16 protein-coding genes are annotated in these 21,926 nt (G+C 38.2%); 7 read left to right on the top strand and 9 right to left on the bottom strand.

All coding sequences use genetic code 11. From position 1 onward, the window contains the following. Positions 1 to 144 precede the first annotated feature (144 nt). Together cstA and katA are read left to right on the top strand one after the other, a co-directional pair. Entirely contained in the window at positions 145 to 1,953 is a 1,809-nt protein-coding gene (gene cstA, locus POF52_RS18560) for a carbon starvation protein CstA (protein ID WP_271993991.1), read from the top strand. A 279-nt stretch (positions 1,954 to 2,232) separates the two neighbouring features. Next, positions 2,233 to 3,693 (top strand): catalase KatA, encoded by a 1,461-nt coding sequence (gene katA, locus POF52_RS18555; RefSeq protein WP_271993989.1) that lies wholly within the window; start codon positions 2,233 to 2,235, stop codon positions 3,691 to 3,693. Positions 3,694 to 4,018: 325 nt separating this feature from the next. On the opposite strand, the gene POF52_RS18550 is transcribed toward katA, so the two are convergent. Together POF52_RS18550 and POF52_RS18545 are read right to left on the bottom strand one after the other, a co-directional pair. After that, positions 4,019 to 6,268 carry an MFS domain-containing histidine kinase gene (locus tag POF52_RS18550; RefSeq protein WP_271993987.1) on the bottom strand — a complete coding sequence of 750 codons (2,250 nt, stop codon included), beginning with the start codon at positions 6,266 to 6,268 and terminating at the stop codon, positions 4,019 to 4,021. Further along, positions 6,246 to 6,935, bottom strand: coding sequence for a response regulator transcription factor (locus POF52_RS18545; protein ID WP_271993985.1), 690 nt, complete (start codon positions 6,933 to 6,935; stop codon positions 6,246 to 6,248). The genes POF52_RS18550 and POF52_RS18545 overlap by 23 nt, the downstream gene beginning before the upstream one ends. A 250-nt stretch (positions 6,936 to 7,185) precedes the next feature. On the opposite strand from POF52_RS18545, the gene POF52_RS18540 reads away from it, so the two are divergent. After that, positions 7,186 to 8,637: an alpha-amylase gene (locus POF52_RS18540; protein ID WP_271993983.1), complete on the top strand. Its 1,452-nt coding sequence runs from the start codon at positions 7,186 to 7,188 to the stop codon at positions 8,635 to 8,637. A 30-nt stretch (positions 8,638 to 8,667) separates the two neighbouring features. Here the strand turns inward: POF52_RS18540 and POF52_RS18535 are convergent, their stop codons facing one another. The 3 genes from POF52_RS18535 to POF52_RS18525 form a co-directional block, all read right to left on the bottom strand. After that, positions 8,668 to 10,101 carry an anion permease gene (locus POF52_RS18535; protein ID WP_271993982.1) on the bottom strand — a complete coding sequence of 478 codons (1,434 nt, stop codon included), beginning with the start codon at positions 10,099 to 10,101 and terminating at the stop codon, positions 8,668 to 8,670. 279 nt (positions 10,102 to 10,380) lie between these two features. Beyond that, positions 10,381 to 11,580: a class I SAM-dependent rRNA methyltransferase gene (locus tag POF52_RS18530; protein ID WP_271993980.1), complete on the bottom strand. Its 1,200-nt coding sequence runs from the start codon at positions 11,578 to 11,580 to the stop codon at positions 10,381 to 10,383. A gap of 185 nt (positions 11,581 to 11,765) precedes the next feature. Further along, positions 11,766 to 12,803 carry a PepSY domain-containing protein gene (locus POF52_RS18525; RefSeq protein WP_271993978.1) on the bottom strand — a complete coding sequence of 346 codons (1,038 nt, stop codon included), beginning with the start codon at positions 12,801 to 12,803 and terminating at the stop codon, positions 11,766 to 11,768. 232 nt (positions 12,804 to 13,035) lie between these two features. On the opposite strand from POF52_RS18525, the gene POF52_RS18520 reads away from it, so the two are divergent. Continuing rightward, positions 13,036 to 13,719, top strand: coding sequence for a response regulator transcription factor (locus POF52_RS18520; protein WP_271994343.1), 684 nt, complete (start codon positions 13,036 to 13,038; stop codon positions 13,717 to 13,719). After that, entirely contained in the window at positions 13,716 to 15,161 is a 1,446-nt protein-coding gene (locus POF52_RS18515) for a sensor histidine kinase (protein WP_271993976.1), read from the top strand. The genes POF52_RS18520 and POF52_RS18515 overlap by 4 nt, the downstream gene beginning before the upstream one ends. A 40-nt stretch (positions 15,162 to 15,201) precedes the next feature. On the opposite strand, the gene POF52_RS18510 is transcribed toward POF52_RS18515, so the two are convergent. Continuing rightward, complete coding sequence (locus tag POF52_RS18510) at positions 15,202 to 16,044, bottom strand: PepSY domain-containing protein (protein ID WP_271993974.1); 843 nt, start codon at positions 16,042 to 16,044, stop codon at positions 15,202 to 15,204. 375 nt (positions 16,045 to 16,419) lie between these two features. On the opposite strand from POF52_RS18510, the gene POF52_RS18505 reads away from it, so the two are divergent. Together POF52_RS18505 and POF52_RS18500 are read left to right on the top strand one after the other, a co-directional pair. Further along, positions 16,420 to 18,318: a PhoX family protein gene (locus POF52_RS18505; RefSeq protein ID WP_271993972.1), complete on the top strand. Its 1,899-nt coding sequence runs from the start codon at positions 16,420 to 16,422 to the stop codon at positions 18,316 to 18,318. A 409-nt stretch (positions 18,319 to 18,727) separates the two neighbouring features. Then, entirely contained in the window at positions 18,728 to 19,726 is a 999-nt protein-coding gene (locus tag POF52_RS18500; protein WP_014457691.1) for a tRNA dihydrouridine synthase, read from the top strand. A gap of 169 nt (positions 19,727 to 19,895) precedes the next feature. On the opposite strand, the gene rlmH is transcribed toward POF52_RS18500, so the two are convergent. The 3 genes from rlmH to POF52_RS18485 form a co-directional block, all read right to left on the bottom strand. After that, positions 19,896 to 20,375 carry a 23S rRNA (pseudouridine(1915)-N(3))-methyltransferase RlmH gene (gene rlmH, locus POF52_RS18495; protein WP_016765982.1) on the bottom strand — a complete coding sequence of 160 codons (480 nt, stop codon included), beginning with the start codon at positions 20,373 to 20,375 and terminating at the stop codon, positions 19,896 to 19,898. An 83-nt stretch (positions 20,376 to 20,458) separates the two neighbouring features. After that, positions 20,459 to 20,617 (bottom strand): CxxH/CxxC protein, encoded by a 159-nt coding sequence (locus tag POF52_RS18490; RefSeq protein ID WP_013059901.1) that lies wholly within the window; start codon positions 20,615 to 20,617, stop codon positions 20,459 to 20,461. 73 nt (positions 20,618 to 20,690) lie between these two features. Then, positions 20,691 to 21,923, bottom strand: coding sequence for a S1C family serine protease (locus POF52_RS18485; RefSeq protein ID WP_271993968.1), 1,233 nt, complete (start codon positions 21,921 to 21,923; stop codon positions 20,691 to 20,693). Between the last annotated feature and the right edge of the window lie 3 nt (positions 21,924 to 21,926).

Here is a 21,926-nt window from a genome sequence, read left to right as displayed (position 1 = left end):
TCTAATTTTTTAAATAATTAAGGGAAAAACTGGTGATAAAAGCGCTTTCTTCTTTTATAATGAAAGTTGTAAGGGGAACACACAATTACATAACGTTGTGAAGTAGTACAAACGTCAGACAACTAAGGGATAGGGGGATTTGTAATGAATGCGGTTACGATTGTTATTGGATCTATCTGTATTTTAATGATTGCGTATCGGCTATACGGAACATTCATGGCTGTTAAGGTCTTGAAACTAAACGATTCGCAAAAAACACCAGCACATGAACTTGAAGATGGGAAAGATTATGTGCCAACCAACCGATGGGTAACATTTGGTCATCACTTTGCAGCTATTGCAGCTGCTGGTCCGCTTGTTGGACCTATTTTAGCAGCTCAGTTTGGCTATTTGCCCGGACTGCTCTGGCTTTTAATAGGAGCTGTAATCGGAGGAGCCGTTCACGATGCGGTTGTGTTATTTGCATCTATGCGCCAAAAAGGCGAGTCGCTTTCCGAAGTGGCTAAAAAAGAGCTAGGACCTGTCGCTGGTTTTTGTACAGGTTTAGCTATGCTTTTTATCATTACCATCACAATGGCCGGTTTATCTATGGTCGTGCTACACGCACTTGAGAAAAACCCTTGGGGTACATTCGCTGTTGGAATTACGATTCCGATCGCAATGGGGGTAGGTATTTACCACAAAAAAACCGGTAATTTAAAAGCGGCTTCTACCGTCGGCTTCATTTTAATTTTAATCGCCGTATTTAGCGGTCCTTATATTCAAGGAACAGCTTTAGGAGATTTTTTAACGCTAGATATTAAAACACTTTCAATTATTCTTCCCGTTTATGCATTTTTCGCAGCGGCCTTGCCCGTTTGGCTGCTTTTAGCACCTCGAGATTATTTAAGCAGCTTTATGAAAATTGGTGTCTTTATCGCGCTGATTGTAGGCGTGTTTTTCGTAAATCCAGCAATTCCATTTCCTGCAGTTACTGAATTTATTCACGGAGGCGGCCCTATTTTAGCAGGACCCGTGTGGCCGTTCATTTCCATTACGATCGCCTGCGGTGCTATTTCCGGCTTCCATGCATTTGTTGGTTCAGGGACAACCCCTAAGATGCTCGACCGTTGGAGTGACATTAAAGTTGTAGGCTTCGGGGCGATGTTAGTCGAATGCTTGGTAGGAATTATGGCATTAATTGCAGCAACAGCTTTACATCCTGGAGACTATTTTGCAATCAACTCTACACCTGAAGTGTTCAAAACGCTCGGCATGAACGTGACAGCTCTTCCTCAGCTTAGCCAAGAGATTGGTCTAAACTTAGAAGGCCGTACAGGCGGGGCTGTTACACTGGCCGTAGGAATGACATATATCTTCACAGAAATTCCTTGGTTCAGCCACCTGTCTTCTTACTTTTTCCAATTCGTCATTATGTTTGAAGCAGTGTTTATTTTAACTGCTATCGACGCGGGTACACGCGTTTCCCGATATTTAATTCAAGACTTTTTCGGTGAATTTTATAAGCCATTGAAACGAGTAGACTGGCTTCCGGGGTCCATTTTTGCAAGCGCCCTAGCCTGTTTTATGTGGGGGTATTTATTGTTCTCAGGAGATATTGGCTCAGTTTGGGCGCTGTTCGGCGTATCGAATCAGTTAATGGCCTCTATTGGTTTAATTATTGGAGCAACCGTTATTCTTAGAATTGCAGATAAACGCTCCTATATGCTTACTTGCCTTATTCCGCTAGCCTACCTTTACGTAACGGTTAACTACGCAGGTTATTGGATGGTTAAGAATGTCTATTTAAATGAAGCTGCGGCAGGTTACAGCATATTAAATGCAACTCTTTCAATCATCATGCTTATACTCGGTCTCATTATTATGATTGCTGCGATTCAAAAATGGACGCAGCTTTGGCGCACGCCTCAGGCTGAACTGGCAGCGAAAGCAAACTTATCACAAAATATATAAAACGAACACGCTTGCTTATATAAATAAGCAAGCGTGTTTTTGATATGGTAATAGCCGGTCAAAATAATTGCACACCAGGCATTTTTATTATTAAACTAAATATACTATACAGAAAATTTTTAAAATAGTTCGTACACTTCACATGTTATATACCCCATTGACTACATCTCAAAATTAACAATTTAAATTATAATAATTATAATTTAGTATTGATTTTTTATTTAAAAATGTTATTATTATTTCTAACATAATAAAATTCAAATAAGAGGTGGTTCTAAGATGACAACAAACAAGAATAACCTGACGACTAGTTGGGGAGCTCCGGTTGGAGATAATCAAAATTCAATGACCGCTGGTTCACGCGGACCTACTTTAATTCAAGATGTTCACCTTTTAGAGAAATTAGCCCATTTTAACCGAGAGCGAGTTCCTGAACGCGTCGTACACGCAAAAGGCGCCGGTGCCCACGGCTATTTTGAAGTGACAAATGATGTTTCAGCCTATACAAAAGCAACTTTCCTTTCTGAAGTAGGAAAACGAACGCCTCTATTTGCTCGTTTTTCAACAGTAGCTGGTGAAAACGGCTCAGCAGATACCGTTCGCGACCCTCGCGGATTTGCTGTTAAATTTTATACAGAAGAAGGAAACTACGACTTAGTCGGAAATAATACACCTGTATTTTTCATCCGAGATGCGATTAAATTCCCTGACTTTATTCATACACAAAAACGCGATCCACGCACACATTTAAAAAACCCGACGGCCGTTTGGGATTTCTGGTCTTTATCTCCTGAATCTTTGCATCAAGTTTCTATTTTAATGTCTGACCGCGGTATCCCCGCAACTTTACGCCATATGCATGGATTTGGCAGCCACACATTTAAATGGGTTAATGCCGAAGGAGATGGCGTTTGGGTAAAATATCACTTCAAAACAGAGCAAGGCGTAAAAAATCTGTCTCCAGACGTAGCTGCAAAGCTAGCTGGTGAAAATCCAGATTATCATACTGAAGATTTATTTAATGCCATTGAAAAAGGCGATTTTCCTTCATGGAAGCTGTACGTTCAGATTATGCCATTAGAAGATGCTGATACGTATCGCTTTGATCCGTTTGACGTAACAAAGGTTTGGTCACAAAAAGACTACCCGTTAATTGAAGTAGGTCGCATGGTCTTAGACCGCAATCCAGAAAATTATTTTGCCGAAGTGGAGCAAGCTACATTCTCACCTGGAACGCTTGTGCCGGGAATTGACGTATCACCTGATAAAATGCTGCAAGGTCGACTATTCGCATACAGCGATGCACATCGCTACCGCGTGGGTGCTAACCATCAAGCGCTACCGATTAACCGTCCGCGCAGCGAAGTAAATAACTATCAGCGTGACGGCCAAATGCGCTTTGACGATAACGGCGGCCGTTCTGTTTATTATGAGCCAAACAGCTTTGGCGGCCCGACAGAATCACAGGAAAACAAACAAGCAGCATACCCTGTTTCAGGCGTTGCCGATAGTGTTGCATATGATCATAACGACCATTACACGCAAGCAGGTGACTTATACCGCCTTCTAAGCAAAGACGAGCGTACACGACTAGTTGCAAACATCGTTGAAGCTATGAAACCTGTAGAAAAAGAAGAGATTAAACTGCGTCAAATTCAACACTTCTACAAAGCGGATCCAGAGTATGGAACACGCATTGCAGACGGTTTAGGATTATCTGTTCCGCAGCAAGTAAAATAAATTTATCCGTTTTCTAAATGAAAAAATAAGAGTATTTTTCTCATTTTAGATTATCATTTATTCTCAATTAGTTTAACATTTTATCAATAAATAAGTATCCATATTTTATGGATACTTATTTAAATTCTTGTAAAAAGAGGAAGGGATGAAGAAATGATTGGACAAGAAATAAGATGTAATCAGTGTGATAGAGAAATAAAAGTACTAAAACACAGTACGCTTTGCGGTTGCGGAATAAAATTACGAACGCTAAAAAAAGAGAAGCAACCAGCATAGTGAGGTTGCTTCTCTTTTTCACTAGATATGCTGTTTATATTCACTGACATTAAAGAGTAATCGTTACTTTAAATAAATCTCCGTCAATTTTAATATTCAGTTCTCCTCCGTGCAAATCAATAATTGACTTAGCAATAGCTAACCCAAGTCCGGAGCCATCGGTTTGTCTTGAAGTGTCCCCTCTTTTAAATCGTTCAAACAGCTCATCTGCCTGCTCATTTAGTTCATATTTACTTACATTTTTAAAGGTTAGTTTCACTTGTTCGTTTATTTCTTGAACAGAAATATAGACACGCGTTTGTTCAAGTGAATATTTCAATATATTCTCTATCAAATTGTCAAATACTCTCCATAATTTTTGACCATCTACAGTAGCAAATATCGGCTTTTCGAGAGATTGAATACGAAATTGCAGAGTTGAATCTTCAATTGCTTCATTATATTCAGCTAAAGCCTGATGAAGAAGCTGGTTAATATCAATTTTGTCTTTATGCAATTCTACATTTCCACTTGCCATTTTTGACACTTCAAATAAATCATCAATAAGTGTCTGTAAACGTTTTGATTTACGGTCAATAATTTCAACGTAAGCATGTTGTTCGTCCGAAGTAAGATCTTGTGACTTTAGCAACGCTGTATATGTCATAATAGAAGTCAATGGTGTTCTTAAATCGTGACTGACGTTGGTAATTAACTCTGTTTTCAAGCGTTCACTTTTAACTTGAACATGCTGAGATGTTTGAATCTGCTGCTGGATATGATTTATGTTTAGCGCTGCTTGAGTCAAAGCTGATTTTCCTTTGATAGGTAACGGCTCTTTCCACTCGGCTGTGGCAATTTGATCAATTGAGATAATAATTTTATTTAAATAATTAACTCGTAGCATAAGCAGTATCAAAGTAACCACTCCTACAACACTGCCTATAGCTAAGTACAGTATGGATACTTGTTCTGCAAACATAGATCCACTAGTCAATAGAGCTGCAACAGCAAACACGGCAAACACTAAAAGCAGCACTACAATCATTATATGCATGCCAATATGTCTGATAATAAAAATAGATTGAAGAAAATAAATTACTTGATAAACACACGTTCTTTTATATTCTTCTTTTATATCATCTATTGTACGTATACGCTGAAACAGTAGAAATACTTGAAGTGCCCATAGAGAAATAGCTATAGATATTGCTATCATATAAAAGAAGAACGTAGCAACATGCTTATATGATTCTAATACAGAAGCAGGATAGCCGTTCAGAATTAGACTTAATGTAAAAAATGAGTATAAAAGAAAAACAATTATACAAATATCTAAAGGTATTTTTTTATAAACCCTCTGTACTGCAGTTTGTCTTGTTATTTCTTTTAAATGTCCAGTTATTGTTTTTTTATAAATAAAGTAACCTATTAACAGAGCTAGTATCCCTGAAAATGCATACACGAGAAACGCTACATTTTGATGATGATAATAGTTATATTCATCAAATAAAGGACTAATGAAGGTTTCTTTTTCAGGAACAGCAATTATACCCGTAAACTTCTGCTTTAAATACCAGGTTGGGATCTCTGAGTCTGCCTCACTGCTTAACGATGAATTTTTATATTCATCTGCTTGGAACACAAGCGGTGATTGAGCTGAATAAGTATGTTTATACAATATATTTTTCTTTTTTACTAATTGATTAACATCTTCTTTGCCTGCGTTTTGGATGTTCGTGTATATTTTGTTTGTGTTCCTATCTTTTAAATAATACACGATGTCTTTTTTATATTGAGATAATGTTTCTTGTCGATCAAAAGCTTCGTCATATAGTTTCTTCATTTCGAGTTTTTTGTTTTTCGCTATTTCTTCTCGAACGAATTGATCATCTTGAAACTTTTTTTGAATGTTTTTAACTTCTAGATCCTGCTGCTTTATATAGGCATCTTCAACGTTTTTACTCTTTGCCTGCTTAGCGTCTTCTATTTTTTCTTCATATTTATCGTGCACGTTTTTTATTTGTTCTGTTAATGTTCCTTCCGTATATCGATACGACTCAATCTCTTCTCCTGTTATCTTATTTGCATTAACGGTATTCTTATCTTTTTGTGTCAATTCTAAAAGGTAGAGATCATTTGTAAAACGACTTATTTGCTTTTTGAAGTCTTCTGATTTTACATAGCTGCTTTTTTGTAAATAGTTTGTTTTTAATAGATTATGCACGTTACTAATTGAAGAAATAGTTGCTCCTAAACCAAATAAAAACAAGATAATCCCTATAGCTGAAATGACGCTACTTTTCCATTTTGTATCCAAGTCCCCACACAACCTTTACATACCTCGGATTTTTTGGTTCAATCTCAATTTTTTCTCTTATTTTTCTAATGTGTACCGCTACTGTGTTTTCTGCGTTGTAGCCTGGTTCATTCCATACGCGTTCATAAATATCATGTATGGAAAAAACTCTCCCTGCATTTTTCATTAATAACTCTACAATTTTATACTCAATGGGAGTCAGCTTAATGAATCCCCCGTCAAGAGTGACGGACTTAGCTTCAATATCAAGTACAAGACCTCGGATATCAATCGTCTTTGTTTCCTCATATGTACCTAATGTCACATATCTTCTTAACTGTGATTTAACTCTCGCTATCAGTTCTAATGGATTAAAAGGCTTTGTCACATAATCATCTGCTCCTACCTGCAGACCGAGCACTTTATCTGCATCTTCGCTTTTAGCACTCAGCATAATAATCGGGATATTTTTTTGTTCTCGGATTTTAAACGTCGTTGAAATGCCATCTTGCCTTGGCATCATAATATCAAGAATAATTAAGTGAACTTTTTCTTTATTTAGTATCTCTATGGCTTCGATTCCATCTTTGGCCGTAAAGACTTTAATACCTTCATTTTTTAAATAAATAGCAATACCATTACGGATTTCTTGCTCATCGTCTACGACTAAAACCACATATTCGTTCATTGATTTCTCACACTCCTTTTAAAAGTATATCATGGGTCATTTCATCTATGGATTTTATTGTAAACTGCATTTCTTAAGAAAAAGGAAGGGGAAATCTTAAGATTTTCTTAAGCTTCATATGTTGAAAAAGGTTTAAAGAATAGGGATAACAGGAACGTTAAAAGAAAAAATATAATCAATTCCTCATTTGATTCTAAAGAACTATCCATGAGCGATTATATCTTTTTATTTAAAAGGAGGATGATTTAACTTGGAACGGAATCATACAATTATGCAATTTTTCGAATGGCATGTGCCAGCTGATGGCGAGCATTGGCAACGCCTCAAAGAGCTCGCTCCTCAACTAAAAGAACAAGGAATTGATTCCGTGTGGATTCCCCCTGTTACAAAAGGTGTTTCATCAGAGGATAATGGCTACGGCGTTTACGACTTATACGATCTTGGCGAATTTGATCAAAAAGGAACCATTCGTACAAAGTATGGAACCAAGCAAGAGCTGCATGAAGCGATTGATGCCTGTCATAATCATGGAATTAATGTCTATGTGGATATTGTAATGAACCATAAAGCTGCAGCAGATGAAAAAGAAACGTTCCACGTCATTGAAGTGGACCCCATGAACCGAACAGAAGAAATTTCTGAACCTTTTGAAATTGAAGGGTGGACAAAGTTTACATTTGAAGGGCGCGGCGATAAATATTCTTCTTTCAAATGGAACTTTAATCATTTTAACGGCACTGATTACGACGATAAAAATGGAAAAGAAGGCGTTTTTCGTATTGCCGGAGAAAACAAAAGCTGGAACGAAAATGTCGATCAAGAGTTTGGCAACTACGATTATTTAATGTTTGCGAATATTGATTACGATCACCCTGAAGTTCGAGAAGAAATGATCAAATGGGGAAAATGGTTAGCAGACACCCTGCAGTGCGACGGTTATCGATTAGACGCCATTAAACATATTAACCACGATTTTATTAAAGAGTTTGCCCACGAATTGTCCTCTTCTCAAGAAAAGCCATTTTATTTTGTGGGAGAGTTTTGGAATCCAGAGTTAACAGCCTGTCAGGAATTCCTAGACGTGATTGATTATCAAATCGATTTGTTTGACGTATCTCTGCACTATAAACTGCATGAAGCCTCTCAGCAAGGAAGAGATTTTGATTTAACCACGATTTTTGATGATACATTAGTCAAGACTCACCCTTTGAATGTTGTCACATTTGTAGATAACCATGACTCTCAGCCAAATGAATCTTTAGAATCGTGGGTAGAAGATTGGTTCAAACAAAGTGCTTACGCTCTAATCTTACTTCGTAAAGACGGCTATCCTTGTGTGTTTTACGGAGACTATTTTGGGATAGGCGGAGAGCACCCAATTGAGGGAAAAGAAAAAGATATTTCCGCTCTCTTGCATGTACGCTATGACAAAGCATACGGCCAGCAAGACGATTATTTTGATCACCCGAATACCATTGGATGGGTAAGGCATGGTGTAGAGGAATTTGAGAAGTCTGGATGCGCTGTAGTGATGTCAAACGGCGAAGATGGCGAAAAGAGAATGTTCGTCGGCGAACACCGAAGTGGACAAACATGGATTGACTTCACAAACAACCGAGAAGATCAAGTTGTGATTGAAGAAGATGGCTACGGACAGTTCCCTGTCAATGGCGGCTCTGTATCCGTTTGGGCTGAAGCATAAAAAAAACAGTGGCTTGCGCCACTGTTTTTTTTACCATAGACCTAGCAGTTTCCACCACAAGCCGCCAATTCCAATCCAAATGATAATATGAATAATTGAAATTAAAAAGCCGAGCGACCACCATTTTTGCTGCGTTACATATCCACTACCGAAGAACACCGGTGCCGGTCCACTGCCGTAGTGAGTTAAACAGCCAAATAAATTGCTAAAGAACGCTAAAATTAATGCTGACAGTAACGGAGGCGCACCAGCGGCCACGATGACAGATAAAAATGCTGCGTACATAGCGCTGACGTGAGCCGTATTACTCGCAAAAAAGTAGTGAGAATAAAAATACGCAACAGCTAGTACAATCAACGCCGTCATCCAAGACATATGACTAACAGTGCCTTTCATCAGATCACTGAACCAAGGAATCATGCCTAGATCATTTAAGAAGGTTGCCATCATAACCAAAACAGCAAACCAAACTAATGTATCCCATGCTCCCTGTTCTTTTTTGATGTCCGACCAGCTTAACACTTGCGTTAAAAGCAGCGCACATAGACCAATAAAAGCAGTTGTTGTTGCATTAATATTTAAATTAGCTCCAAAAATCCACAGCACAAGAAGAAGTAAAAATACGCCAATCATGTACCATTCTTCTTTCTTTAACGGACCCATTTCATTTAGTTTTTTTGCTGCAATTTCAGATGCTTCCGGCGTTTCTTTTAATTCTGGCGGATACAGCTTATAAATAACAAGCGGAATAACAATTAAACTAATAATTCCAGGTACAATTGCAGCCGCTGCCCAGCCAACCCATGAAATAGTCTTGCCTGTAATTTGTTCCGTCATTTTAACAGCAAGAGGATTGGCCGCCATTGCCGTTACGAACATGGCGGATGTGATCATATCTCCTTGAAACGATACTTTTGTTAAGAAAGCGCCAACTCTGCGCTCCGTACCGTCTCCAGTTCTGGATCCGTATGTTTCGGATAAAGAACGAATGATTGGAAGAATAATTCCTCCAGCTCGCGCTGTATTAGACGGCATTGCAGGTGATAAAAGCAAGTCACTTACGATAAGAGAATACGATAATCCCAACGTCTTTTTACCGAACAAACGAACAAAGATGTAGGCAACCCTTGTTCCTAGACCAGTCTTAATAAAACCTCTAGAAATAAAGAATGCAATAACGATTAACCAAATCGTCGTATTTTGAAAACCGCTGAGCGATTGTTCAAGTGTTAATGTATTAGTTAATACAATAATGGTTAAAGATAAAACAGCTACACTGCCTAATGGCAATGGTTTAATGATAAGCCCTACGATAGTAGCCACAAAAATAGCGAATAAGTGCCAAGCCTTCACATCAAGTCCGGACGGAGGTGTAATAAACCATAAAATAAGTCCGATTGCCAGACAAATTAATAAAGGAATAAATTTCACTTCGCCGCCAGGCTTTTTTGTTGTTTCAGCCATAATCTTTCTCCTTTCATGTTTTTAAATAATAGTAATAGTATGCTCTTTCCACTTCGTACCCAATACTTATCCCATTTAAAATAAAATAATTGTAAAAATACGTTTCGTAAGGATGATATTGCAAAATTGTGAAATGTTGAGCATAATTTCTTTATTATTTTATCATATATATTGACAATATTTATCTCTTACCTTCATTTTATTCCCTTCAAAATAGCTTGTAAGCGTTATTTTATTAAAAATAAATAAACTGCATGAGTTCATCATGCAGCCTTGCATTTAGCGATTTACTTTTTGAATAAACACGACTTTTAAATAATTACCTGACTTAAATTCTTTTATTGTTTTAAAATCAGCTGGAAGAGCGAACTGTTCCATCATTTTGTACCGTTCCCCTTTTTCATTAAAAGCTTTTTCAATAAACGAATGGAATTTTTTCATATCAAAATTGCTTGCATTCGTAGATGCTACAATGACACCGTTTGGCTTTGTAAGCGCAATGGCTTCTTTTAATAAATCTTTGTAGTCTTTTGCTGCGCTAAACGTATGCTTTTTCGACTTAGCAAAGCTTGGCGGATCTAGCACTACAAGATCGAACGTCATATTCTTCTTAACCGCATATTTAAAATACTTAAAAACATCTTCTACGATAATGTCCTGTGCTTCGTGATCAATTCCATTTACACTAAATTGCTCAATTGTTTTTGCCAAGCTGCGATTGGCTAAATCGACACTTGTTGTTTTCGCAGCTCCTCCAAGAGCGGCCGCCACTGAAAATGCGCCTGTATACGAAAACATATTTAAGACGGTCTTTCCTTTTGCATATTTATCTCGAATCGTTTTACGGACGTCTCGCTGATCTAAAAAGACTCCCACCATTGCTCCGTCATTTAAGTAAACGGCAAAACGAATACCATTTTCTTTTACAATTAAAGGAAATTCACCTTTGTCCCCTGCTACAAAATCATCTTCTTCAATATACTGACCCTTTACGTTAAAACGTTTTTTCTGGTACAGCCCTTTAAAGTTAGGCGCAGACTTTAAGGCTTCAATGACGTATTCTTTAAATTGATAAATTCCTTCACTATACCAACTCATGACGTAATATCCGTCATAATAATCAATAATCAAGCCGCCGATTCCGTCACCTTCACTATTAAATACGCGAAAAGCAGTTGTGTCTTCAGATGCATAAAAGTCATGACGAGAGGCAATAGCTTGCTGAATTTTTCTAGCAAAAAACGCCACGTCAATTTGCTCACTTTTCTTCTTCGTAAGAATCCATCCGTAGCCTTTGTTTTGTTTTCCATAATAGCCTTTGGCTAAAAATTGATTCTTCGGAGTGACTAAGTTAATAATAACCCCTTCTTCTTGCAGTTTATGACCATCAACAAGCGCATCTTTTTCAATGAGTGGATAACCCTTGTTCACTTTTTTAATAAAAGCTTCTTTGGCTATAACTTGTACTTCTTTTCTCATGTGTACACCCTATCTATTTAATTTATTTCATTCTAGTTCTATCCATTTTACAACAATAATCTACATTTATCTTAACATAGATAAACAGCCCCGTTTCTAGTTATAAATAGAAAAGCAGAAGATGCCTTGAAGCACCCTCTGCTTGATATGAATGAAAAATGAAATGTATGTTTTAAGATAAAAAATTATGAGCACTCTTGTCCCGTATAAGCATTGAACTTAAGCGTCTGCTGCTTGCTTCCGCTCACTAAGGTTACTACGTATACAGTTATTGAGTTTTCTGTTATAAGCTCAATATGCTCTACTTTTCCATCTTGATGTTTCAAAGCAAGATCTTTTACAGCGTTTTCCGTTAACGGCTGAAGCTTATCTTGTTTTACATGTATGATTTCACTTGAAACCGCATCGATTGTAACTGTGTATTCCGTATTATCTTTGATTATTTTCACTGTGAAAATCGCTGCGTTTTGATCATATTCTACCATTCTCACCTTACCTGCATATGTAGCCAATGCAAGATCTTTTGCATCTTGTCTCGTTAATAGCTTCAAGGCTTGCTGAGAAGTATTGACTACTTTTCCTGTGAAAGCATCTAACGTTACTGTATATTGAATGCTATCTTTAAGAATCACTGCAATATACTCACTAGCGGATTCTTTAAACTCTAGACTATATACGTAACCACTATATTGTTTGGCAATTGCTTCTTTTATTTTTTGCTTTGACATTAGCTGCAGCTCTTTTTTATTCTCATGAATGACTTTTCCGGTTAGACCATCCACGGTTAGCGTATATTCTACTTTGCCATCTACTACGGTTAACGTATATTCACGCGTTTCTTTGTAAAATGTAATAGATTGAATAACGCCTTTATACTGCTTAGAAACAGATTCTTTCACTTGAGTTTGTGTCCATAACTTCACTTCTTGCTTCTTTACTACTTTTCCGGTACTTGCATTTACTTCTACGATTCTTTGCTCAAGGCTGTTCGTTACAATTGTAATTACATACACACTTGATTCCTGCTTAAATTCCGTAGACGTAACTGTCCCCTTGCAATCTTGCAGAGCAATACCTTTTGCCTGAGCTTGAGAAATACTCATATGTTCAGTTGTTTCTGCTTTCGCTGTCTTCATTTCTGCAGCGTGACTCGTTGTAATAGAGCTACATGCGATTGCAGTTCCTAAAGCAGATGTAGACAATACTTTTGCCCATTTAATCATCCTTGAATTTCCTCCTTTTTCACCATTAGACTTTCCGTCTAATTTATGGGGTTTTATCTAGTACGCCGTTCATTATGCAAAAGATTTCTGAGAATAAGACGAATAGAAGCTTAAAGTTAGCTGAAGATATAAGAATAGCTACTATTTTCAGCTTGCTTTCAGCTATTATTCAGGGCTGTTTCAGATAAAAAAGCATAATAGAAAGTAGAGGAGCAAAGGAGTTTTCACCATGATGGAACAACTAAAAGGAATTAAAGTCTTGCTTATTGATGACGAACCAACTATTTTACAGTTTTTATCTTTGGGTTTAACGAATGAAGGATTTGATATTAAAACTGCCCAAGACGGAATTGAAGGAATTAATGTAGCCAAAGAATTCAAGCCCCACATCGCTATTGTAGATGTTATGCTTCCAGGAATGGATGGATTTGAAGTATGCCGCTTGTTGAAGAAAATGGGGAATATAGCTGTAATTATGCTAACAGCAAAAGATCAAGTAGATGACCGAGTAAAGGGGCTGACTATTGGAGCAGATGATTATATGGTCAAACCCTTCAGTTTTGAAGAACTTCTTGCACGCATTCAAGCTAGAATCCGCAATCAATTTCCCAACTTATTAGACGAAGTATCAATCGGTCCATTTAAAATTGATGACCGCCGCAAAGAAATTAAATACCTTAATCACATACTTGATTTATCCCCGACTGAATACGCACTTTTAAAGTTTTTGGTTATTAATCACGGTTTCGTACTAAGTAAATCCACCATTTTAGATCGAGTGTGGGGATATGATTTTGGAGGAGAAGAAAACATTGTAGAAGTATACATTCGATCACTGAGAGAAAAATTACAGGACCATAGCCGAACCGTTATTCGAACGCTTCGCGGTGTAGGATACCGGATTGATATTTCATGAAATACAAACGTTTCTTTCATCTGAACTCTCTTCGCCTTCAGCTTTTATCTAGAAGTTTACTCGTTATTTTAAGCTTACTCATGCTGATAGGCGTTTTTCAATACGTATTCATGAAGCAATTTATTTACACAAATAAAATTAGAAGCATCGAAGACCAAATTCACTTAATTCCCGATGATGTCTGGAAGCATGATATTGAAACAAGCCAGAATGTAAAAAGATCAAGACCGATGGTTTATTTCCCAGGTGTTAATATTACCTTTATCAATCAAAAAAGCACATTTTTACGGCTGGCTAAGGATCCACATCATTCTTACTTTCCTAAGCTTTCTGCATCTACATACAAACAAGTAATGAACAACATCAAACAGCCGGACAACACGACGAGCCTCATAAAAAAAATCGATGGTCATCAAGAGCAAGTCATTGTTTTAAAACCCATTGTTTTTGATGGAGAAATACAGGGAGTTATTCAAATCAATACTCCCACTGAATCACTAAGAGACCTCTTAATCAGACAAATGATGATCTTTTTAATGCTTTCACTTACTGCAATGACCATTGCTTTTTTTGTTTTTTCGTCTGTTTTAAAACGGACGTTAGTCCCTTTGTTTACTACTACTAAAAAAGTGGAGCATATTAATGCCGGAAGCTTACATGACCGCTTGCCTGTTAATCAAGGACAAATCGAAATGGATCGCCTTTCTCTTTCTATTAACGAAATGCTTGAACGTCTTGAAAAAGCATTTAAAGCAGAAACAGAAGCCAAAGAACAAATGCGGCGCTTTGTGGCGGATGCTTCTCATGAACTGCGAACGCCGCTTACATCCATTCACGGCTTTTTAGAAGTTTTACTAAGAGGGGCTAGCAGTAATCCCGAGCAGTTAAACGCCGCATTAAAAAGCATGTATGGGGAGTCCAAAAGACTGCGCAAACTGATTCAGGATCTTCTGCTTCTTGCTCAGCTTGATCAACTTCCACCGTTTCAAAAAGAGTACTGTTTTATAGATGAGTTGATTTTAGATATGAAACCTCAACTCATCCTGTTGGCGGGGAACAGAAAGGTTTTATTCGACTTCCCAAGCCGTTTACCATCCGAAGTTAACAAAGATCAATTTAAACAAGTTGTTTTAAACTTATTTTCCAACGCCGTACAGCATACAAATCCAACTACAGGAGTTATTCAAGTGGTAGGAAAAATAAATGAGGAAGAACTTTCGTTAATAATACAAGATAACGGTCATGGTATTCCTCAAGAACACCTTCCTCATTTATTTGAGCGATTTTACAAAGCTGATGCTTCACGCTCTCGGGCATACGGAGGAGCAGGTTTAGGTTTGGCTATCAGCGCATCTATTATAGAATTGCACGGGGGAAAAATACGTGTAAAAAGCAAATTGAATGTAGGAACTGCTTTTGAAATTTTATTGCCCTTAACGTAAAAAAGACGATTGCTTTACAGCAATCGTCTTTTTTGTCAAATCAGCACACTTTTCCTGTTTGAGGACTGATTTTTACAGTATGTTGTACGTTGTCTGTTCCTTTAATGACAAACGTGTATGCTTGTTCACTGAATGAGACAGATTGAACTGTTCCTTTGTGCTGTTGAAGAGCAGCTTGTTTAGCTTGTTCTTGTGTAAACTTTATAACTTCGACTTTCATTAGTTTTCCAGTTTCAGCGTTTACTTTCACATGGTGATCTTTGTTATCTTTTCCGTGGATCAAAAATGTATATACATCATTTGCATATGAACTTGATTGAATCGTTCCGCTGCAATTTTTTAGTGCAATTGTTTGAACCTGTGCTTTTGTAAGTGTAGCGCTTTGAATTTGAATCACTTTTCCACTTTGTGCATTCACTTTCACGTGGTGATCACGGCTATCTTTTCCGTGAATTAAGAACGTATATACTCCATCGTTGAAGCTTACCGACTTAACCGTTCCTCCACAATTTTTCAACGCTACTGCTTGTGCCTCACTTCGAGAAAAAGATAGTTTTTCAACCTTTACCACTTTTCCGCTGTGTGCATTTACTTTCACATGATGATCTTGATTATCTTGTCCGTGAATTAAAAACGTATAGGCGTTATTTTCAAAAGAAACTGTTTGAACCGTTCCTCCGCAGTTCTTTAAGGCAACTGCTTTTGCTTGAGCTTGCGTATACGTTGCCGCTTCGGTATGAGCCGACGCTTTTGTTGAAGTAATGTGCTGGCCGTCTGAAGCAAATGCGCTTGTCATTGAACCAAGAGCGATAGCTGTTCCAATTGTGGCACCTCCCACGACTTTTGCTACTACTGCTTTTCCTGCTAATACTTTTCCAATCATGATTATACCTCCGCGTAATTTCCAATGTATTTACAGCACAAGCTAAAGTTTTTAGCAGCGGTCATTTATCAAAATAGCGCTATTGGAGCAACGTTTTTTCTGCTAAAATACCTTTCACTTTTGCTGTACAAGCCAAAGCGCTTTTTGTCTTGTCGCCTTTAGCTATGGGTTTATTGTAAGAGCGGAACATGAATTCACTGTGAAGCCCAGCTGAATGCTATCTGAACAAATTCTGAAAGATAGCTGAATAATTTCTGTCATGTAAATGTTCACCGTTTTTAACAACAGCTCAACAAATCCAGCGCTTCTCTTTATATTTCCTCAACAATCAAATGATTTAATAAGTGTATGAATACAATTTGGAGGTTATCAACCATGAAAAAACGAGTATCTCTTGGACTATCTCTCACTCTTTTAGCTTCTAGCGCCGCTTCTGCTTTTGCAGCAGAACATCACCCAGTTCAACATCCAAAACAAATCAAAAGCGTCGAGTTTCAGCCAATGAAAGCACCTACTACGATTGAAAATATGATTAAAACGTATACAGAGGCATCTGTAAAAGTAACGTATAAAGATGGAAGCGTTGAAGAAACGCCGCTTAACTATAATCAGCTCTTTCTTTCAAAAGATAAAATTGTCGATAATAAAGGGGAATTAATCGCCGCAGGTACACCGATCGATGCAAACGGGGATCCGATTATTGACCGAAGCGTTCCTGATAAGCCATCACCGTACGTATCAGATGCACCGGATTCAAACAGCTTTATCACCATCAACGGTAAGTCTTATATTATTTCACATTATGAATATGAATCTGTTAATAATGCTGGAAAAGAGATTTCCGGTCTTCCTGCTTCAATGACGCTTACACAAGTTGACCGAGATGATAAAACAGGAAAACTAACCGTCAACCATGCTAAAAAAATTGATTTTTCTAATGTAAATGGTTTATGGACGCCGTGTAATGGCTCTACAACGGATTGGGGTACTCACCTTGGTTCAGAAGAATATGAGCCTGATGCACGTGCTTTTGAAGACCCTTCATCCAGCTCTTATAAAGACGTCACGAACTTCGTTAAGCTTTATTTCGGCGACATGTCAAAAGCAAATCCTTACTACTACGGCTGGATTCCAGAAATTTCAGTGGATGAAAGCGGCAATGCGTCCGTCGTAAAACATTACAGCACAGGTCGTTTTTCACACGAAATGATGCAGGTACTTCCAGATAACAAAACCGCTCTTTTTGGAGACGATGGGTCTAATACCATGATGTTTATGTATGTAGCAGATAAAGAAAAAGACTTCTCAGCAGGAACTCTTTATGCGGCAAAGTTTAAACAAACGAGCACAGAAAATGGAGGTAAAGGCGACCTTCAGTGGATTAAGCTTGGCCATGCAACAGACAATGAAGTGAAAACAATAATTGACAAAGGCACAAAATTTAGTGATATTTTTGAAACAGCTGACCAGCCTACAAAAGGATTTAAAGCAGTCAAAACCGCCGCAAGTAAAAAAGTTGAATATTTAAAAGTAAAGCCTGGCATGGAAAAAGCAGCTGCCTTTTTAGAATCACGCCGATACGGTGCAATTTTAGGTGCAACATCTGAATTCAACAAGATGGAAGGACTAACGGTTAACAAAAAAGACAAAAAAGCGTATATGGCTATTTCTTACCAAAATAGTGCCATGCTAAAAGAATCTGGTGCTGTACAAGATGATATTCAGCTTCCAAAACTAGAGTCTGGTGTGACCTACCAGCTGAACTTAGGATCGCATCAAAAAGACCAAGCAAAAGGCAAGATTAACAGTCGCTACGTACCTGCAAGCATGGAAGGGCTACTGATTGGACAAGACCTAGAAAAAGCAGATGCATACGGTAATAAAGCGGATCCAAATAAAGTTGCCAACCCTGATAACCTTACGTATTCAAATGACTTAAATACACTCTTTATCGGAGAAGACAGCTCACTGCACACAAACAACTTCGTATGGGCTTATAATGTAAAAACAAAAAAACTATCACGCATTCTTTCAGTTCCAGTGGGAGCAGAAGCAACAGGACTTCGTGCAGTAGAAAACATTAAAAACTCTCGCTACGTACTAAGCAACTATCAGCACCCGGGCGAGGACATCAGCAACAAAAACATTACCGCTGTTGATAAAAAAGAGCTAGCTAATGCAATGAAAGAAAGCATTGGCATTCAAGAAACAGGTGGTGTCGGATACATTTCTGGACTGCCTTCTAAGGACGGCGCTCCTTACAAAAAGCATTAATACGTAATAAAGCCACGTCTGTTGTACAGTGACAGACGTGGCTTTTTATATAGTCGAAGTTACTTATAAAATCGTTTATCGTAATCATAATTATAGTGAATACTTTATAATATCCTTGGAGAAAGTACCTACACACGAACCAAATGCTTTAGGATATTTATTCGCAGGTATCCGTTACATACCTTCAGGCTCGCTTTTAATTGCTTACACTCCACTAATACTAGATATAAAAGTTGTTTCAATAAGTATTTCCAGCAAAACAAAACCACTCGTTCCCTTGCACTTTTCGTTCCATACCATTAAAGTATATATTGGTTGAAGTTTATACTGGCATTCAGCCTGATAAAAGAAATTACACTTTTTAATTTTGGGAATATGTTTTCCCTAAAAGAAAGGGTTTAGATATAAGATGAAAGATAATTTTTGGCATGAGTTGCCGCGTCCGTTTTTTATTTTAGCACCGATGGAAGCTGTGACGGATGTCGTTTTTCGCCATGTTGTGACTGAAGCAGCACGACCTGACGTATTTTTTACAGAGTTTACGAATACGGAAAGCTACTGCCATCCGAAAGGAAAAGATAGCGTAAAAGGACGTTTGACGTTTACAGACGATGAACAGCCAATCGTTGCGCACATTTGGGGAGACAAGCCTGAGTACTTCCGTCAAATGAGTATCGGCATGGCCGAAATGGGCTTTCGCGGCATTGATATTAATATGGGCTGTCCTGTGCAGAACGTTGCAGGAAACGGAAAAGGTTCTGGTCTGATTCGCCGTCCAGATACTGCGGCTGAGATTATCCAGGCAGCCAAAGCTGGAGGGCTTCCAGTAAGCGTAAAGACTCGTCTTGGCTATACGCAAGTTGATGAGTGGTACGACTGGCTGAAGCACATTTTAGAACAGGATATCGTGAACCTTTCTATTCACCTTCGTACGAAAAAAGAAATGAGCGATGTTGACGCGCACTGGGAGTTAATTCCGGAGATTAAGAAACTTCGTGACGAAATTGCGCCTCATACGCTACTAACAATTAACGGTGATATTCCTGACCGCCAGAAAGGTCTGGAACTTGCAGAGAAGTACGGCGTTGATGGAATCATGATTGGACGCGGAATTTTCCATAATCCGTTTGCGTTTGAAAAAGAAAAGAAAGAGCACACAAGCGAAGAGCTATTAGAACTTCTTCGCCTGCAGCTAGATCTTCATGATAAGTATTCTGAAGAATTAGAGCCGCGTCCTTTCAAACCGCTTCGACGCTTTTTCAAAATTTACGTTCGCGGATTCCGCGGTGCAAGTGAATTAAGAAATCTACTCATGAGCACGGAAACAACTGACGAGGTGCGTGCGTTGCTTGATGAGTTTAAAGACAGAGCTGGAGTGAAAGAAGACGAAGGTTTTTCTGTTTCTTAAATAAGATCTCGTTTGCTTAAACTCAATTGTTCTAACATTTTATCGGAGAGAAGAACCTCTTGTTCTTTTTTATAGACGTGTGCTATTTATCCACATATGATAAAAGCTGAGGCAGAAGGTTTTACATTTCCTTCTGCCTCAGCTTTTAATGAAAAGATATCCACACGTTCTATTTATGATAAGGTTCATTTCGAATAATACGAAAAGCTCGGTAAATCTGTTCTACTAATACTAGGCGCATAAGCTGATGAGGAAACGTCATCTTTGAAAAAGAAAGGGCTGCGTTTGAGCGTTTCATTACTTCGCTGCTTAAACCAAGCGACCCGCCAATGACAAATGCTATTTTGCTTTTTCCGTAGGTAGCTAATGAATCAATTTCTTTTGCGAGTTCCTCGGAAGATTTTTGTTTTCCGTTAATAGCTAATGCGATCACGTAAGTATCGTCCGAGATTTTCGCTAAGATGCGCTCCCCTTCCTTTTGTTTTACCTGTTCCATTTCAGATTCACTTAAGTTTTCTGGCGCTTTTTCATCTGCAAGCTCAATAATTTCTACTTTTGCATAGCTTGATAAACGCTTTAAATATTCTTGAATGCCTTGTTTTAAGTATTTTTCTTTTAGCTTTCCAATGGTTATAATAGAGATATTCACAGGCTATTCTCCTCTCCTTTATCTCTTATCCACAGATATTATCCACATATCCACATGTTATATCCACATTTTGTATAAGAATATTAGTTCCCTACTACATATACAGCTTCATTGTCACAATATTCACAGCTTTTTTTGTCAGTGGAATTTTCTATTTTTTCAAAAACCGGCGCTAACTCAATCTCATCTACCATTACATCCAGCGCTAGTTCTGTATGTTCTAAACAGCAATATATCTTCATGTATTTATCTTCCTTTCTCTATTCTTTTCATTAAAAAACCACAGGAGTTTATCCCCTGTGGATAACTTTTCTTTCACTTCATTTGACGCGTTAATTTTACTTCTGTGGATTTCTTTTTGCCATCGCGATAGAACGTTACGTTCATTTTATCGCCAATTTCTTTTTCAATGTAGAGGTGTTTGCGAAGTGTCGCAATGTCCCTTACTTTGCTGTGATCTAACTCAACAATCACATCATATTCCTTTAATCCGGCTTTAGCGGCTGGCGAACCTGGCTCGACTTTTAGAACAGCGACTCCGTTTACTACATCATGCGGTAACTTAAGGGTTTCTTTTAAATGATACCCTGATACCTCACTTAATGATAGTGTACTAACTCCAAGATATGGACGTCTGACTTCACCATATCGTTCTAAGTCATTAATAATGGGCCTAGCCATGTTGATTGGAATCGCAAGACCGATGCCTTCTACTGCTTCTTGAGCAATTTTCATGGAATTAATACCGATCAATTCACCATCAATATTAACAAGAGCACCCCCGCTATTACCAGGGTTAATGGCGGCATCTGTTTGAATAACTTCTGATTGCCAATCAGGATTTCCATCGCCATTCAAATCTTGAGGAATGACACGGTTAATCCCTGAGACAACTCCTTGTGTAACGGAGCCAGAAAATTGAAGGCCTAGCGGGTTTCCGATAGCAATCACTGGTTCACCAGCTTTAAGCTTATCAGAATTTCCGAAGGTAGCCACTTTTGTCACGTGGCCTGCGTCAATTTCAAGAACTGCTAAGTCCATTAAATCATCGCTGCCAAGAATTTTAGCCGATACCCTTGTACCGTTACTGAAGCTCACTTCAATTTCGTTAGCGCCTTTAATGACATGATAGTTTGTCACAATATAAGCTTTGTTGCCTTGCTTTTTGTAAATAACACCTGAGCCTGTCCCGGCATCAGTTCGTTCATCATTCCAAAAGCTTTCAGAGTTCTGAATGTTTACAACTCCTACAACTGCTGCATTGACTTCAGAAACAGCTTTTGTGACGGCCGTAGTGACGTCAAGAGATACTGACTTTTGAATGGTAGAACCTGTTTGTTCATCTCCATTTTCATCATCCATCCATCCGTATGGCAAAATCCCGTTCCTCACCAAGGCTGGCATAAGAAGCAGTACAATAAGTGCACCTATAATTGCTCCAACCAGAGCAGAAGCGAAATATCCTCTGCGGCGTTTAGGCGGCCGACTATTTGGCTCTTGGCCTTCATCATAATGTTCCACACTATCACCGAACCCTTCATTTATCATCGT

It is taken from the genome of Priestia sp. AB (genome assembly GCF_028369225.1).
GTDB lineage: Bacteria > Bacillota > Bacilli > Bacillales > Bacillaceae_H > Priestia > Priestia megaterium.
The sequence above is the reverse complement of the archived record's forward strand: the minus strand, read 5'-3'. Positions and strand labels throughout refer to the sequence as shown.